At 75.5% G+C, this 15,885-nt stretch carries 15 protein-coding genes; 6 read left to right on the top strand and 9 right to left on the bottom strand.

Annotated elements, in window-relative coordinates:
• The 6 genes from IEX99_RS17680 to IEX99_RS17655 form a co-directional block, all read right to left on the bottom strand.
• Nucleotides 1-830, bottom strand: an 830-nt coding sequence (locus IEX99_RS17680; protein WP_188902727.1) for an outer membrane protein, incomplete at its 3' end; no start/stop codon positions are given.
• 303 nt (nt 831-1,133) lie between these two features.
• Nucleotides 1,134-2,291 (bottom strand): OmpA family protein, encoded by a 1,158-nt coding sequence (locus IEX99_RS17675; RefSeq protein WP_188902725.1) that lies wholly within the window; start codon nt 2,289-2,291, stop codon nt 1,134-1,136.
• A 298-nt stretch (nt 2,292-2,589) separates the two neighbouring features.
• The gene (locus tag IEX99_RS17670) at nt 2,590-3,735 is read right to left on the bottom strand and encodes an OmpA family protein (RefSeq protein WP_188902724.1); all 1,146 of its coding nucleotides are present in this window, start codon (nt 3,733-3,735) and stop codon (nt 2,590-2,592) included.
• Between the two features lie 218 nt (nt 3,736-3,953).
• Entirely contained in the window at nt 3,954-5,090 is a 1,137-nt protein-coding gene (locus tag IEX99_RS17665) for a 5-(carboxyamino)imidazole ribonucleotide synthase (RefSeq protein ID WP_188902723.1), read from the bottom strand.
• Entirely contained in the window at nt 5,087-5,590 is a 504-nt protein-coding gene (gene purE / locus IEX99_RS17660) for a 5-(carboxyamino)imidazole ribonucleotide mutase (RefSeq protein ID WP_188902722.1), read from the bottom strand. The genes IEX99_RS17665 and purE overlap by 4 nt, the downstream gene beginning before the upstream one ends.
• Nucleotides 5,587-5,787 (bottom strand): YdcH family protein, encoded by a 201-nt coding sequence (locus IEX99_RS17655; RefSeq protein WP_188902721.1) that lies wholly within the window; start codon nt 5,785-5,787, stop codon nt 5,587-5,589. Before IEX99_RS17655 ends, purE begins: the two co-directional genes overlap by 4 nt.
• Before the next feature lie 199 nt (nt 5,788-5,986).
• On the opposite strand from IEX99_RS17655, the gene IEX99_RS17650 reads away from it, so the two are divergent.
• The 5 genes from IEX99_RS17650 to IEX99_RS17630 all read left to right on the top strand — a co-directional run bounded on the left by IEX99_RS17650 (nt 5,987) and on the right by IEX99_RS17630 (nt 11,090).
• Entirely contained in the window at nt 5,987-6,169 is a 183-nt protein-coding gene (locus tag IEX99_RS17650; protein WP_188902720.1) for a YdcH family protein, read from the top strand.
• Nucleotides 6,170-6,455: 286 nt separating this feature from the next.
• Nucleotides 6,456-8,069, top strand: coding sequence for a peptide chain release factor 3 (locus tag IEX99_RS17645; RefSeq protein ID WP_188902719.1), 1,614 nt, complete (start codon nt 6,456-6,458; stop codon nt 8,067-8,069).
• Nucleotides 8,066-8,251 carry a TraR/DksA family transcriptional regulator gene (locus tag IEX99_RS17640; protein ID WP_188902718.1) on the top strand — a complete coding sequence of 62 codons (186 nt, stop codon included), beginning with the start codon at nt 8,066-8,068 and terminating at the stop codon, nt 8,249-8,251. The genes IEX99_RS17645 and IEX99_RS17640 overlap by 4 nt, the downstream gene beginning before the upstream one ends.
• 138 nt (nt 8,252-8,389) lie before the next feature.
• Complete coding sequence (locus tag IEX99_RS17635; RefSeq protein WP_188902717.1) at nt 8,390-9,559, top strand: serine hydrolase domain-containing protein; 1,170 nt, start codon at nt 8,390-8,392, stop codon at nt 9,557-9,559.
• A gap of 106 nt (nt 9,560-9,665) precedes the next feature.
• Nucleotides 9,666-11,090 (top strand): ADP-ribosylglycohydrolase family protein, encoded by a 1,425-nt coding sequence (locus IEX99_RS17630; protein ID WP_229678109.1) that lies wholly within the window; start codon nt 9,666-9,668, stop codon nt 11,088-11,090.
• A 19-nt stretch (nt 11,091-11,109) separates the two neighbouring features.
• Here IEX99_RS17630 and IEX99_RS17625 read toward each other — a convergent pair whose 3' ends face one another.
• Nucleotides 11,110-12,399, bottom strand: coding sequence for an adenylosuccinate synthase (locus IEX99_RS17625; protein ID WP_188902716.1), 1,290 nt, complete (start codon nt 12,397-12,399; stop codon nt 11,110-11,112).
• Between the two features lie 5 nt (nt 12,400-12,404).
• Nucleotides 12,405-13,553 carry an ATP phosphoribosyltransferase regulatory subunit gene (locus IEX99_RS17620; protein ID WP_188902715.1) on the bottom strand — a complete coding sequence of 383 codons (1,149 nt, stop codon included), beginning with the start codon at nt 13,551-13,553 and terminating at the stop codon, nt 12,405-12,407.
• 185 nt (nt 13,554-13,738) lie between these two features.
• Between IEX99_RS17620 and IEX99_RS17615 the strand changes: the two genes are divergently transcribed.
• The gene (locus IEX99_RS17615) at nt 13,739-14,284 is read left to right on the top strand and encodes a hypothetical protein (protein WP_188902714.1); all 546 of its coding nucleotides are present in this window, start codon (nt 13,739-13,741) and stop codon (nt 14,282-14,284) included.
• An 11-nt stretch (nt 14,285-14,295) separates the two neighbouring features.
• Here IEX99_RS17615 and serA read toward each other — a convergent pair whose 3' ends face one another.
• Nucleotides 14,296-15,882, bottom strand: coding sequence for a phosphoglycerate dehydrogenase (serA, locus tag IEX99_RS17610; RefSeq protein ID WP_188902713.1), 1,587 nt, complete (start codon nt 15,880-15,882; stop codon nt 14,296-14,298).
• Nucleotides 15,883-15,885 lie beyond the last annotated feature (3 nt).

Here is a 15,885-nt window from a genome sequence, read left to right as displayed (position 1 = left end):
TCCGCGCGGTCCCAGTCGAAGAACACAAGGAACGTCCGCGGCGCCGGCGCGACCGCGGGCGCAGGCGCCGGCGCCGGCGGCGGCGGGCGCTGGCCGAAGTTGTACCGGACGCCCAGCATGATCGAGTGGTTGAAGTTGTCGGTATCGAACGCGCCGGAGGCCACGACCGGGCGGCCAGGGGCGTTGATGGCGCGCACCTGTCCGCCATGGCTCGGCGAGAGGGTGCCGAAGAAGCGGTACTCCGTCGTCAGCGCGAGGCCGGGCACCGGCAGGTTGAAGGACAGGCCGGCGATCGCCTGATAGGCGAAGCGGTTGTCCCAGTCGTCGGACTCGAAGCGCAGGCCGAACGCGTTGCTCGTCGCGCGCAGCTTGTGGGTCTCGATCCAGGCCCAGCCGACGCCGGCGCCGACGTAGGGCACGACCGGCATGTTCCCGAACAGGGCGAAGTCGTAGAGGACGTTCGCCATCACGCTGACGGTGCGCTGGCTGCCGCGGAACTGCACGAGGGCGCCGGAGAAGGGCGCGGCGAGCCCGGGGGCGATGCCGGCCTTGTCGATGTGGTTCCAGCGGTAGCCGCCCTCGACCTCGGCGCGCAGGCCGTTACCGAAGCCCCAGCCGAGACTCAGCACGCCGGCCACGCCGGCCTGCCAGTCGATCTCGCCGAGCCGGCCGCCCGGCCCGTCGACGTCGGTGCTCTGCAGCAGGTTCACGCCCGCGCCGCCTGCGATGTAGAGGCCCGTGACCGGCTGTGCCTGCGCCGGGGCGGTCGCCGCCGCGAGCGGCAGCGCCGCCCCCATGGTCGCTGTAAGAAGCGCCTTCCTCAGGCCCATCCTGATCCCCTCCTCGTCCACCGGAGCTGCGCCGGCACGACCGACGTCAGCGAATCACGACGAAGAACTTACGCAGGAACGATTATTGCACAACACCAAAGAGGGGACGGCGGGGCCTGTTCCGCCGTTCGTGCCCGCAACAGTTGTCGAGCGTGGCAGGGATGCATCGCTTCGGCACAGGCGGTGCCGCCGATCCCGAGGGTTTGGTATAAGATATTCTCTAAAATGTGCCGCGCCGGCCGCCCGGCATGCCGTCCCGCCCCAGGGCCCGGGTCTGCCGGCCCGGGCCCCGGCAGCGCCGGATCAGCGCAGCACGATCTCGACGCGCCGGTTCTGCGGCTCCCGCACCCCGTCCGCCGTCGGCACCAGCGGCCGCGTCTCGCCATACGCCGTGACCACGATCTGCTCCCGCGGCACCCCGTTGCGCACCAGCTCCGCCGCCACGTTGTCCGCACGCCGCTGCGACAGCCGCTGGTTGTACTGCGCCGACCCCGAGCGGTCCGCGTGCCCCGCCACCTCGATCCGCGTCACCTGCTGCGTCCGCGCCGCCTGCGCCGCCTCCGCCACAATCTGCCGCGCCCGCGCCGTCAGGTCCGCGCGGTCCCAGTCGAAGAACACAAGGAACGTCCGCGGCGCCGGCGCGACCGCGGGCGCAGGCGCCGGCGCCGGCGCCGGCGGCCTCGGCGGCGCGAAGGCGTAGCGCACGCCGACGAGGAGCGAGTGGTTGAAGTTCTGCGGCTCGATGTTGCCGATCGGCACGAAGGCCCCGCCGGTCGCCGGCGTCCGCACGCTCGCGGCGAGCGCGGGATTGAGCGTCCCCATGAACCGGTACTCGGCGGTCAGCGTCAGGCCCGGCACGCCGAGCGGCGCGAAGGGGAAGGCCGCGCCGAGCATGACTTGGTAGGCGAAGCGCCCGTCCGTGTCGTCGATCCGGAACTCCGAGGTTCCCGGCGCGAAGGGGAACCGCCCGCGGACTCGGTCGTACTCGTGCCAGACCCAGCCGATGCCCGCCCCGACGTAGGGCTGGATCCAGCTCTGCTGGGCGAGGCCCAGGAAGCGCGGATCGAAGTCGTAGAACACGTTGGCCATGACGCCGTAGCTGCGCGCATAGCCGCCGCTGCGCCGCAGGCGCTGGTTGAACGCGGTCACCTCGTCCACCGGGTTCCAGCGGAAATTGCCCTCGACCTCGGCGCGCAGGCCGTTGCCGAAGCCCCAGCCGAGGCTCAGCACGCCCGCCGCTCCGGTATGGAAGACGCCCTTGAACGCGCCGCCGAGCGCAAGCCCGGCCTCGGTGCGCGGATCGGTCGTGTCGTTCGTGGACTGCAGCCAGTTCACCCCGGCGCTGCCCCCGATGTAGAGGCCGGTCACGGGCTGGGCCGTGGCGCGGGACGGCGCGGCGAGCAGCGCGGCGCCGGCGGCGAGCGCCGCGGTGCCGGCGAGGAGTGCCTTGCGGAATCTCATGCGATGTCCCTCGAACCTCGGTTGGGTGGCCATGGCCGCCGCGAGGTCCGGGGCGCGCGGGGACCGCGGCGGTTGCGCCCGCAACGCGGCGGAACGCGCCGCGGCACAGCGCCCGCGAACGATCCCCGCGGGGCGTTGCATGCAAGCCACGATCCGGAACAAAAGGGGTTTCAGCCCCGGCTGGAGATGATCGCGAGCTGACCGCGGCACTGCGCCGAAACGCGGAAGGGGCGCCTCTCGGCGCCCCTTCGCATCGCTCCCGAGGGCGGCCGGCCGGCCGCCCCTCACCCCGCCGCGGCTACCGCAGCACGATCTCGACGCGCCGGTTCTGCGGCTCCCGCACCCCGTCCGCCGTCGGCACCAGCGGCCGCGTCTCGCCATACGCCGTGACCACGATCTGCTCCCGCGGCACCCCGTTGCGCACCAGCTCCGCCGCCACGTTGTCCGCACGCCGCTGCGACAGCCGCTGGTTGTACTGCGCCGACCCCGAGCGGTCCGCGTGCCCCGCCACCTCGATCCGCGTCACCTGCTGCGTCCGCGCCGCCTGCGCCGCCTCCGCCACAATCTGCCGCGCCCGCGCCGTCAGGTCCGCGCGGTCCCAGTCGAAGAACACAAGGAACGTCCGCGGCGCCGGCGCGACCGGCGCGACCGCGGGCGCCGGCGGCGGCGGCGGCGCCACCTGCCCGAAGTTGTAGCGCAGTCCGACGAAGATGCTGTGGTTGAAGTTGTCGGCATCGTAGCGGAAGCTGCTCGCGACCGGGCTGACGCCGAGCTCCTGCTGGACGGTCGGGCCGCTCGCCGTCACCCTCCCGCGCAGCTCCGGCGAAAGCGTGCCGAGGAAGCGGTACTCCGCCGTCACCGCAAGGCCGGGCACCGCCGCGATCGGCACCGAGACGCCGGCGATCGCCTGGTAGGCGAACCGGCCATCGGTGTCGTCGATGCGGACGCCGACCCGGTCGCCGGTCACCGGGTCCACAAGCGCGCCGCCGACGGCGTCGTAGTCGTGCCAGACGTAGCCCACGCCGGCACCGAGCGTGACATGCACGGGCCAGCGCTGCACCGCGCCGATGTCGTAGAGCACGTTGCCCATCACGCCGTAGGACCGGACGCGGCCGCCGCTGTTGGGGAGCCTCGCCGAGCCGATGCCGGCGGCGCCCACGCGCACGCTGTCCACGTCGTTCGAGCGGAAATTGCCCTCGATCTCGGCGCGCAGGCCGTTGCCGAAGCCCCAGCCGAGGCTCAGCACGCCGCCCCAGCCCGTGTTGGTCTCGATCTCCCCGGTCACGCCGGGGAACCCAGGAGCCGTCGGGACCGTATCCGAACTCTCCTGGAGCCAGTTCACGCCCGCGCCGGCACCAAGATAGAGGCCGGTCACCGGCTGCGCCTGCGCCGCCATCGGCAGCGACACCACCGTCGCCGCGAGCAGCGCCTTCCTCAGGCTCATGCGTACTCTCCCCACTCCTCGGAGCGTTCCGTCCGCAACGTCGCTTCCCGCCCCCCGACAGGCGGGAAGCGACGTTGCGTGGGCCGAAGGTAACACCGGGTCATTCGCACGCCAGCACGGATCATCCGGTTTCCCGTCCCCTGTGGCATATGTGCAACAATTTGCGGTGGCAGATCCGACACAGGCCGTCCTCCCAACCGGCCCCGCCGGACGGGCGATCAGAGCTCCCGCAGGGCCTCCGCCTCGCCGAGCCCCGCCAGCGCCCCGCGCGGCAGCAGCCGTGTGGCGTGCCCGAGCTTGCGTCCCGGCCGCGCCTCCCCCTTGCCGTAGAGATGCGGCGCCACCCCCGCCGTCCGGAGCAGCGCCGGCCAGCGCGCCAGCCCCTCCGGTCCGATCAGGTTGCGCATCACCGCGTCCGAGTGCCGCTCCGGCGAGGCGAGCGGCAGCCCGGCCACCGCCCGCACATGCTGCTCGAACTGCGAGGCGAGGCAGGCCTCGATGGTCCAGTGGCCGGAATTGTGGGGCCGCGGGGCGATCTCGTTGCCGAGCAGGGCACCGTCCGGCAGCAGGAACATCTCCAGCGCCACCACGCCGACGAGCCCGAGTCCCTCGGCCACCCGACGGGCGTTCTCCCGCGCCGCCGCGGCCACCGCGGGCGGCACCCGCGCCGGGGCGAAGCTGAACTCCAGGATGTGCGCCGCGCTGTGGCGGTTCTCCACCGCGTCGAACACCGCCACCGCCCCGTCCGCCCCGCGCGCCGCGATCGCCGAGACCTCCGCCGCGAAGGGCACGAAGGCCTCCAGGACCAGCGGGTGCGGGGCGAGGCGGGCGAAGGCCGGCGCCGCGTCCTCCGCTCGCCGCAGCACCGCCTGGCCGCGCCCGTCATAGCCGAGTCGCGTGGTCTTGAGCACCGCGGGCAGGCCGATCGCCGCCACCGCCTCGGCCAGCTCCGCCTCGTTCCGCACCGCGCGCCACGGCGCCACCGGCACGCCGACCGATTCGAGGAAGGCCTTCTCCGCCAGCCGGTCCTGGCAGACGCGCAGCACCTCCACGCCGGGGCGGCAGCGGACCCGCGGCGCCAGCACCTCCAGCACCCGCGCCGGGACGTTCTCGAACTCGAAGGTCACGACGTCGCAGGCGCGGGCGAAGGCGGCGAGCGCCGCCTCGTCCTCGTAGGGCGCGACGGTCCGCGCCGCCGCCACCTGCATCCCGGGCGAGTCCGCCTCCGGCGCGAAGACGTGGCAGCGATAGCCGAGCCGCGCCGCGGCCAGCGCCGACATGCGCCCGAGCTGCCCGCCGCCGAGGATGCCGATGGTCGCCCCCGGCGGCAGGCCGTCCGGCACGGTCCCGCTCATGCCGGCGTCTCCGGCACGCTCTCGGTCTGCGCCGCGCGCCACGCCTCCAGCCGCCGCGCCAGCGCCGGATCCTCGAGCGCCAGGATCGCCGCCGCGAGCAGCGCCGCGTTCACCGCCCCCGCCCGGCCGATGGCGAGCGTCCCGACCGGCACCCCGGCCGGCATCTGGACGATGGAGAGCAGGCTGTCCACGCCGTTCAGCGTCTCGCTCCGCACCGGCACGCCGAGCACCGGCAGCCGCGTCATCGCCGCCGCCATCCCCGGCAGGTGCGCCGCCCCGCCCGCGCCGGCGATGATCACCCGCAGGCCCCGCGCCGCCGCGCCGCGCGCATAGGCGTAGAGCCGCTCCGGCGTCCGGTGCGCGGAGACCACGCGGCACTCGTGCGCCACGCCGAGCCTCTCCAGCGTCTCCGCCGCGTGGCGCAGCGTCTCCCAGTCGGAGCGGCTGCCCATGATGATCCCGACCAGCGGCGCCGCCGCCCCCGCGCCCGCCTCGCTCATGCGATGATGTCCGGCAGCAGGCGGCTCTCCAGCCAGGCGATCTCGTCCTTCAACTTGAGCTTCCGCTTCTTCAGCCGCTGCAGGTGGAGCTGGTCCGTCGGCCCGCTCTCCAGCCGGGCGATGACCGTGTCGAGGTCGCGGTGCTCGCTGCGCAGCTCATGCAGTCGGCGGAGGAGCGAATCGCGATCGGCCAGCATGGGCACGCCTGCTGCGTCGGAAAGTTCGGGATGCATCCCGGGGAGCGGCGCCATTAGCATGGCCGGGGGCGGCACGGGAACAGCCGCCCCTCGCCGCCGGCCCCCTCGCCCGCCGCCGGGCGGGCCCGGGCGGGAGGCCGGCGGTGGCGCGCGACCGACGACGGACAGCCGCCCGCCCAGGGGAGGAGGCCCCTGCCGCATGCCGGACACGCCGCCGCTGCTCGCCAGGATCCGCTCGCTGCAGGAGCGCCACGAGGCCCTGGAACGCCGCATCCAGGAGGAGGAGGTGCGGCCCCGACCCGACCCCGACGCGATCCATCGCCTCAAGCGCGAAAAGCTGCGGCTGCGCGACGAGATCGAACGCCTGCGCCGCGGGCAGTGAGGCGGAGGCGCGGCTCCCCCTCCCCGCGCCCTGCGGCGAACCGTCCTCCCCCGGCCCGCCGGCGCCCGCGCGCCGCGGCGCGCCGCGCGCCTGCCCGGGTGCGACCGGCCGCGCACCGAGACTGGCGCATCGGCGCCGGCGCCCTTACATCACGGGCCATCCCGACCCCGCCGATGCGGCCCGCCGGTACGGCCGGCCGACGCGCCGCGCCGACGCCGCCCCGGCGGCGGGCGCGCCGCCTCGCCGCCCGCACCCCGCCCGCGCGCCCCGATCCGAGCCCCGCCCGATGGACCTGCCCCTCCCCGCATCCCCCTTCGCCGCCGAGGCCGCGCGCCGGCGCACCTTCGCCATCATCGCCCACCCGGACGCGGGCAAGACGACGCTGACCGAGAAGCTGCTGCTGCGCGGCGGCGCCATCCAGCTCGCCGGCGCCGTGCGCGCCAAGCGCGACGCGCGCCACACCCGCTCCGACTGGATGAAGATCGAGCAGGAGCGCGGCATCTCCGTCGCCACCTCGGTGATGACCTTCGAGCGCGGCGGCCTCGTCTTCAACCTGCTCGACACGCCGGGCCACGAGGACTTCTCCGAGGACACCTACCGCACCCTCACCGCCGTGGACGCCGCGGTGATGGTGCTCGACGCCGCCAAGGGCATCGAGGCGCAGACGCGCAAGCTGTTCGAGGTCTGCCGCCTGCGCGACATCCCGATCCTCACCTTCGTCAACAAGATGGACCGCGAGGGCCGCGACCCCTTCGCGCTGATGGACGAGATCGAGAAGACCCTCGCCCTCGACGCCGCCCCGGTCGCCTGGCCGGTCGGCCGCGCGCACGACTTCGCCGGCACCTTCGACCTCCTGCACCACCGCTTCCTCCCGGTGGACGCGACCGAGGCCGACGCCATCCCCCTCTCCGGGCCCGACGACCCCCGCCTCGCCGCGCTGGTGGGCGCCGAGCGCGCCGCCGCGCTGCGCGAGGAGGCCGGCCTCGCCCTCGCCGCCTGCCCGGAATTCGACCTCGCCCGCTTCCGCGAGGGCACGCTGACCCCCGTCTTCTTCGGCTCGGCGCTGCGCGACTTCGGCGTCGGCCACCTGCTCGACGGCCTCGCCCGCTACGCCCCGCCGCCGCGGCCGCGCGCGGCCGATTCGCGCGAGGTGGCGCCGGAGGAGGACCGCCTGACCGGCTTCGTCTTCAAGGTCCAGGCCAACATGGACCCCAACCACCGCGACCGCGTCGCCTTCCTGCGCGTCTGCTCCGGCCGCCTGCTCAAGGGCATGCGCCTGAGGCAGGTGCGCACCGGCAGGCAGGTCCCGGTCAACGCGCCGCTGTTCTTCTTCGCCAAGGACCGCCAGGTGGCCGAGGAGGCCTGGCCCGGCGACGTCGTCGGCATCGCCAACCACGGCACGCTCCGCATCGGCGACACCCTGACGGAGGGCGAGTCCCTGAACTTCCGCGGCGTGCCGAGCTTCGCCCCCGAGATCCTGCGCCACGTCCGGCTCGAGGACCCGATGCTCGCGAAGAAGCTCAGGACCGCCCTCTCGCAGCTCGCCGAGGAGGGCGTCGTGCAGCTCTTCCGCCCGCTCGACGGCGCGCCCCCGGTCGTCGGCGTCGTCGGCCAGCTCCAGCTCGACGTGCTGCAGAGCCGCCTGAAGGCCGAGTACGGCATCCCCGTCGGATTCGACGCCACCCCCTGGGAGGTGGTGCGCTGGCTCTCCGCCGGGGACCGCGCCGCCCTCGACCGCTTCGCCGCCGCCAACCGCCGCGACGTGGCGGAGGACCACGACGGCGCCCTCGTCGCCCTCTTCGCCTCCGACTGGCGCCGCCGCCGCGCCGAGGAGGAGTGGCCGATGCTCCGCTTCCACGCCGTGCGCGAGCAGCACGGACTGGAGGCGGCGCGACCGTGACGCGCCCGCCGCCGCGCCGCGCGGCCGCGCTGGCGCGCATCGCCGCCGCCCTCGCCCGCATCGAGTCCGGCGAGTACGGCTGGTGCGCCCGCTGCGGCGAGCCCATCGCCCCGGGGCGGCTCGCCCCCGATCCCGCCCTCCCCACCTGCGTCGCCTGCGCCGGGCAGGCCGGCGGCGGATAGGCGGCCCCCGCCGAGCCGCGACGACCCGCCCGCCCGCCTCCTGGCCGCCTCGTGATCCCGGGGCGCCGCGCAACGGTCTAGGCTCCCCGTCTCCGCCGCGCGCCGTCCGGCCGCCGGCGGAAGGGGGAGGACCGCACCATGCCGCAGACGACGATCGACACCGCCCTGCGCGACGCCGCCGAGGCGCGCGCGGTCCCCGGCGTCGTCGCCCTCGCCGCCACCGCCGACGGCCGCACCCTCTACCAGGGCGCCTTCGGCCGCCGCGACCTCTCCGCCGAGGCGCCGATGACCGCCGACTCGGTCTTCTGGATCGCCTCCATGACCAAGGCGGTCACCTCGCTCGCCGCGCTCCAGCTCGTCGAGCGGGGCCGGCTCGACCTCGACGCCCCGCTCGGCCGCCTCCTCCCCCTCCTCGCCGACCCGCAGGTACTGGAGGGCTTCGACGCCGCCACCGGCGCCCCGCGCCTCCGCCCCGCGCGCCGCCCCGTCACGCTGCGCGCCCTCCTCACCCACACCGCGGGCTTCGGCTACGGCATCTGGAGCGAGGCGCTCGGCCGCTACCTCGAGCACACCGGCCTCCCCGCCATCACCACCTGCCGCAACGACGCGCTCCGCCTGCCGCTCCTCTTCGACCCCGGCGAGCGCTGGGGATACGGCATCAACACCGACTTCGTCGGCAAGGCGGTCGAGGCGGCGAGCGGCCTCCCCCTCGACGACTACCTGCGCGAGCACGTCTTCGGCCCGCTCGGCATGCACGACACCGGCTTCCTCCTCACCCCCTCGCAGCGCGCGCGCCTGGCGCGCATGCACCAGCGCGGCGCGGACGGCACGCTCGCCCCGGTGGAGTTCGAGATGCCGCAGCAGCCCGAATTCTTCATGGGCGGCGGCGGGCTCTACGGCACCGCGCCCGACTACCTCCGCTTCCTGCGCCTGGTGCTGAACGGCGGCACGCTCGACGGCGTGCGCCTGCTGCGCCCCGAGACGGCGCGGGAGATGACGCGCAACCAGATCGGCGCGCTGCGCGTGGCGCCGCTGCGCACCGCCATCCCGCCCGTCTCCAACGACGCCGAATTCTTCCCCGGCCTGCCGAAGGGCTGGAGCCTCGCCTTCCAGGTCAACCTCGCCCCCGCGCCCACGGGCCGCAGCGCGGGCGGCCTCGGCTGGGCGGGCCTCGCCAACACCTACTACTGGCTCGACCCGGCGAAGGGCGTGGCGGGGGTGATCCTGATGCAGCTCCTCCCCTTCGCCGACGCCCGCGCGCTCGACCTGTTCGCGGCCTTCGAGAAGGGCGTGTACGAGGCGCTCTGACGCGCGCCGCCCTCGCGCACCGGAACGGAAGCGATAGGATGACGCCACCCGGGAGGAGGGTCGCGCCATCCGCACCAGCATCACCCATCCGCTGCGCATCGCCGAGGTGACCGCGGGGCCGGGCCTCGGCCGCATCGGCATCACCTTCTGCCCCGGCAAGAAGGACCCCGCCGCGATGAGCGGCCCCTGGGACCGCGACCTGGCGCTCGACCTCGCCGCGATCCGCGCCTGGGGCGCCGCCCTCGTCGTCACGCTGACGGAGGCGCGGGAGCTGCGCCTCCTCGGCGTCCCGCATCTCGGCGAGGCGGTGCGCGCGCACGGCATGGCCTGGCTGCACCTGCCGATCCGCGACGTCGCCGTCCCCGACGCCGCCTTCGAGGCGACCTGGGCCGCGTCCGCCGGCGCCGCGATCCGCGCCCGGCTGCACGCCGGCGAGCGCGTCCTCGTCCATTGCCGCGGCGGCCTCGGCCGCGCCGGCACCATCGCCGCCCGCCTGCTGGCCGAACTCGGCACGCCGCCCGAGGAGGCGATCGCCCGGGTGCGCGCGGCCCGCCCCGGCGCCATCGAGACGCCGGAGCAGGAGGCGCATGTCCGCGCCTGCCGCCCCGTGCCCCCGCGCGACACCGCCGCCGCCTCCCCCGGCGCCGAGGACCGCGCCGTCGGCGCCCTGCTCGGCCTCGCCGTCGGCGACGCCGTCGGCACCACGCTGGAGTTCGCCGCACGCGACAGCCGGCCACCGCTGACCGACATGGTGGGCGGCGGCCCCTTCCGCCTCGCCCCCGGCCAGTGGACCGACGACACCGCGATGGCGCTCGCCCTCGCCGACAGCCTGCTCGCCCGCGGCGGCCTCGACGAGCAGGACCTGCTGCGCCGCTTCCTCGCCTGGTACGAGCGCGGCGCGTACTCCTGCACCGGCACCTGCTTCGACATCGGCCTGACCACGCGCGAGGCGCTCGCGCGCTTCCGCCGCGGCGGCGTCGACCACCCCGGACCCACCGATCCGGACAAGGCGGGCAACGGCTCGCTGATGCGCCTCGCCCCGGTCGCGCTGCGCTTCCGGCGCGACCGCGCGGCGCTGCGCGACGCCGCGGCGCGGCAGAGCCGCACCACCCACGGCGCCGCCGAGGCGGTGGTCGCCTGCATCGCCTTCGCCGAGCTGCTCGCCGACGCGATCGCGGGCGCGCCGCGCGAGGCCGTGCTGCGCCCGCGCCCGGGCCCCTACGCCGGGGCGATCGGCGCGATCATGGCCGGCTCCTGGCGGGGCAAGGCGCGGCGGGACATCCGCGCCAGCGGCTACGTCGCGCACGCGCTCGAGGCCGCGCTGTGGTGCGTCGCGCAGGCCGAGGACTTCCGCGCCGCCGTCCTGCTCGCCGCCAACCTCGGCGAGGACGCCGACACGACCGCGGCCATCGCCGGCCAGCTCGCCGGCGCGCTCCACGGCGCCACGGGAATCCCCGCCGAATGGCGCGCGCGCCTCGCCTGGGCCGGGCGCATCGAGCAGACCGCCCGCGCGCTGTTCGCGGCCGGCTGATCCCGGCCGCCGCCGCGCCTCACCCCGCGAAGGGGTCGCTCACCATGATCGTGTCGTCGCGCTCCGGGCTGGTCGAGAGCAGCGCCACCGGCGCCTCGACCAGCTCCTCGATGCGGCGGACGTACTTCACCGCCGTCGCCGGCAGGTCGGCCCAGCGCCGCGCCCCGCGCGTGCTCTCCGACCATCCCTCCAGCGTCTCGTAGATCGGCTCCGCCTTCGCCTGCGCCTGCATCCCGGCGGGCAGATGGCGCAGCTCCGCACCCTCGATGCGGTAGCCGACGCAGACCTTGATCTCCGGCAGCCCGTCCAGCACGTCGAGCTTGGTCAGCGCCAGGCCCTGCACGCCGCCCACCTTCACCGCCTGGCGCACCAGGCAGGCGTCGAACCAGCCGCAGCGCCGCGCCCGGCCCGTCACCGTGCCGAACTCGCGCCCGCGCTCGCCGAGCCGCCTGCCGATCTCGTCGCGCAGCTCGGTCGGGAACGGCCCCGCCCCGACCCGCGTCGTGTACGCCTTCGCGATCCCGAGCACCGTCCCGATCGCCGCCGGCGCGATGCCCGCCCCCGCCGCGGCGTTGCCCGCCACGGTGTTGGAGGAGGTGACGAAGGGATAGGTCCCGTGGTCCACGTCGAGCATCACCGCCTGCGCGCCCTCGAACAGCACGCGCCGCCCCGCGCGCCGCGCCTCGTCGAGGCGCTGCCACACCGGCTCGGCGAAGGGCAGCAGCCTCGGCGCCAGCGCCAGAAGTTCCTGCAGCAGCGCCTCCTTGCCGAACTCCGGCGCGCCGAGGCCGCGCAGCAGCGTGTTGTGGTGCAGCAGCAGCTCGTCGAGCTTGCGGCCCAGCGTCTCCGGCTCGGCGAGGTCGCAGAGCCGGATCGCCCGCCGCGCCACCTTGTCCTCGTAGGCCGGGCCGATGCCGCGCCCCGTGGTGCCGATCGCCCCCGCCCCGCGCGCCGCCTCCCGCGCCCGGTCGAGCGCCGGGTGCAGCGGCAGGATCAGCGGCACGTTCTCGGCGATGCGCAGGTTCTCCGGCGTCACCCGCAGCCCCTGCGCGCCCACCCTGGCGATCTCGTCGAGCAGCGCCTGCGGGTCGAGCACGACGCCGTTGCCGATGATGCCGAGCTTGCCGCGCACCACGCCGGAGGGCAGCAGCGAGAGCTTGTAGGTCTCGTTCCCCACCACGAGGGTGTGCCCGGCGTTGTGCCCGCCCTGAAAGCGCACGACGATGTCGGCCCGGCTGGCGAGCCAGTCCACCACCTTGCCCTTGCCCTCGTCGCCCCACTGGGCGCCGATGACGGCGACATTGGCCATCCGCGTCAGTCCTTCCCGAGCGGGACGGGCTCGCCGCCCTCCCGCGCCACATGCGTGCAGCGCAGCGCCGCCGGCGTGTCCGCCGCCGACAGCGCCGCGACCGTGGCGAACCCCCGCGCGCGCAGCCGCCGCCCCACCTCCGGCGCCGTGCCGAGCGGCAGGAAGACCCGCGGCCGCGGCGCGCCCTCCGGCGCCGCGCGCAGCACCACGTCCGGATAGAGCGTCATCCCCGTCGCCGGCTCGTCGCCGAGCGACAGGTACCGCCCGCCGCGCGCCAGCTCGCCGACGCGCCCCTCGCCGTAGAGCGTGAAGGCGACCCCCGTGTGATACCGGAAGCCGCGGAACTCCACCGGATCGAGGGTGATGCGCAGCCCCGGCGCGCGCGCCCGGATCGCCTCCACCACCGCCGCCGCGTTGTCGGCGATCGCCCGCGCCGTCGGCGGCAGCGCCGCCGCGGCGAGCGCCTCCAGCGCCCCGTCGGCCGGCCCGGCGGCGGCGAGCAGCGCGGTCAGCCCGACCGCCGGCGGCCCGGCCTCCGCCGCCAGCGCCGCCACCCGCGCCGCGTCCTTGCCGTCGAGCGCGCGCGCCAGGCGCCCGCGCAGCGCCCCCTCCACCCCCGCCGCGTCGAGCAGCGCCGGCGCCATCCGCGGCAGGGTGATGTCGAGGCTCACCCCCGAGACCCCGACCGCCGCCAGCGCCTCCACCGCCACCACGGCGACCTCGGCGTCCGCCGCCGCGCTCGCCGCGCCGATCAGCTCCACGCCGGCCTGCGGCATCTGGCGCTCCGGCGCGAGCTGCGTGCCGCGCACCCGCAGCACCTGCCCGGAATAGGAGAGCCGCAGCGGCCGCGGCACCTGCGCCAGCCGCGTCGCCGCGATGCGCGCCACCTGCGGCGTCGTGTCGGCGCGCAGCCCCATCATGCGCTGGCTCACCGGATCCATGAGGCGGAAGGTCTGCTCCGCCACCGCCGCGCCGGAGCCGGCGAGCAGGCTGTCCTCGAACTCGAGCAGCGGCGGCCGCACCCGCTCGTAGCCGTGCAGGGCGAAGACGCCCATCATCGCCTCGACCAGCGCCGCCTCGCGCTCCGCCTCGGGCGGCAGCAGGTCGAACAGGCCGGCGGGCAGGAGGGCGGGGTTGGGGGGGTCGTCGGTCATCGGGGCCTGGGGCGGGGCGGGCGTGCCAAGGGGCCGGCGCTGCGGCGCGGCCGGCGCGGTCGCGCGCTGTGTGGCAGGGGGTGGCCGGGGCCGCAACCCCCGCGCGGCAGGACCGGCCCCGCGGCGCTGGCGCTTTCCGCCAGGCGGACCATCTTCGGCGCACCGCCGGTTCCGGAGTCGTCACGATGCACCGCCTTCCCCGACGCCCCCTCCTGCTCGCGCTCCCCGCCTTCGGCGCCGCCTGTTCGGCGGACCCGGCGGCGGAGTACCTCTTCGGCATCGGCGACCCGGTGCGCGGCGCCGCGCTCAACGCGCCGCGCCTGCTCGGCGACACGGCGCAATACGCCGGCCGTCCGGCCGCGGCGGCGCGCGCCGTGGTGCAGCTCGAATTCCTCGCCCACGCCCTCGCCACCGAGCCGCGCTACGCGCCCGAGGTGCAGTCGACGGTGCTGTTCCAGCTCCGCGCGGCGCGGGCGGAGGCGCGCGAGGCCCTAGGCATCGCGCCGGACGCGCCGCCGGAGGCGGTGATGGACCGCCTGCGCGCCGCCGCGGACGCCCTCGAGGCCGGCAGCCCCGCCCGCGCCGAGGCCGCCCTCGACGCCCCGCGCATCTTCGCCCTCGGCCCGCGCGCCACCCTCGCCCGGCTCGGCGCCCTGCCGCCCCTGCCCCACACGCGCGAGGCGGCGGGCGCGGTGGCGGCGGAACTCGATCGCCTCGAACGCCGCCGCTGACCGCGCGGGCGTCAGAACGCCAGCGGCGTCGCCTGCACCACCAGCGGCAGGCGCCGCACCGCCGCCAGCACCTCCTCCGGCACCGGCCCGTCGAGGCCGACGAGGCAGATCGCGTCGCCCCCCGGCTCGCTGCGGCCGAGGTGCAGCGTCGCGATGTTGATCCCCGCCTCGGCGAGCGTCATGCCGAACCGCCCGATGAAGCCCGGCTTGTCCTGGTTCGTCACGTAGAGCATGTGCGGCGCGAAGTCCGCCTCGACCGCGATGCCCTTGATGGCGACGAGCCGCGGCCGGTCGCCCACGACCAGCGTGCCGGCGACGCTCCGCTCGAAGCGGTCGGTCACGACCGTCAGGCGCAGCAGCGTCTGGTACTCGCCGCTGCGCTCGAGCGTCGTCTCCGCCACCTCGATGCCGCGCTCGCGCGCCACCACCGGCGCGTTGACCATGTTCACCGCGCCGAGCAGCGGCGCGAGCACGCCGGCGAGCGCCGCCGCGGTCAGCGGCCGGTGGTTCAGCTCCGCCGCGTGCCCCTCGTACTCGACGCGGATCGAGCGGATCACCGCCTGCTGCGCCGCGGTGAGCTGCCCGGCCAGGCTGCCGAGCAGCCGCGCCAGCTCCATGTAGGGCTTGAGCCGCGGCGCCTCCTCCGCGGTCACGCTCGGCATGTTGATGGCGTTGGAGACGGCGCCGCTCAGCAGGAAGTCCGCCATCTGGTCGGCGATCTGCAGCGCCACCTTCTCCTGCGCCTCCATGGTCGAGGCGCCGAGATGCGGCGTGCACACCACGTTCTCCAGCGCGAACAGCGGGCTCTCCGTCGCCGGCTCGGTCTCGAACACGTCGAGCGCGGCGCCGGCGAGGTGCCCCTCGCGCAGCGCGTCGTGGAGCGCCGCCTCGTCCACCAGCCCGCCGCGGGCGCAGTTGATCAGCCGCGCCCCCTTCTTCATGCGGAACAGCGCCTCGCGCGAGAGGATGTTGCGCGTCTGCTCCGTCAGCGGCGCGTGCAGCGAGACGAAGTCCGCCCGCGCCAGCAGCTCGTCGAGCTCGACCTTCTCCACGCCGAGCTCGCGCGCCCGCTTCTCGGAGAGGAAGGGATCGTAGGCGATCACCTTCATCTTCAGCCCGATCGCGCGGTCGGCGACGATCGAGCCGATGTTGCCGCAGCCGATCAGGCCGAGCGTCTTGCCGAACAGCTCGACGCCCATGAAGCGGTTCTTCTCCCACTTCCCGGCCTTGGTGGAGGCGCTCGCCTCCGGGATCTGCCGGGCGAGGGCGAACATCATCGCGATCGCGTGCTCGGCGGTGGTGATGGCGTTGCCGTAGGGCGTGTTCATCACGACGACGCCGCGCGCGGTGGCGCTGGTGACGTCCACGTTGTCCACGCCGATGCCGGCGCGCCCCACCACCTTGAGGTTCCGCGCCGCCTCCAGCAGCTCGCGCGTCACCTTGGTCGCGCTGCGCACCGCGAGCCCGTCATAGGGCGCGATGATCGCGCGCAGCTCGGCCGGGGACAGGCCCGGCCTGAAGTCCGCCTCGATGCCGCGGCGCCTGAAGATCTCGACCGCGGCGGGCGAGAGCTTGTCGGAGATCAGGACCCTGGGCATCGC

This window comes from Caldovatus sediminis, from assembly GCF_014644455.1.
Taxonomy (GTDB): Bacteria; Pseudomonadota; Alphaproteobacteria; order Acetobacterales; family Acetobacteraceae; genus Caldovatus; species Caldovatus sediminis.
The sequence above is the reverse complement of the archived record's forward strand: the minus strand, read 5'-3'. Positions and strand labels throughout refer to the sequence as shown.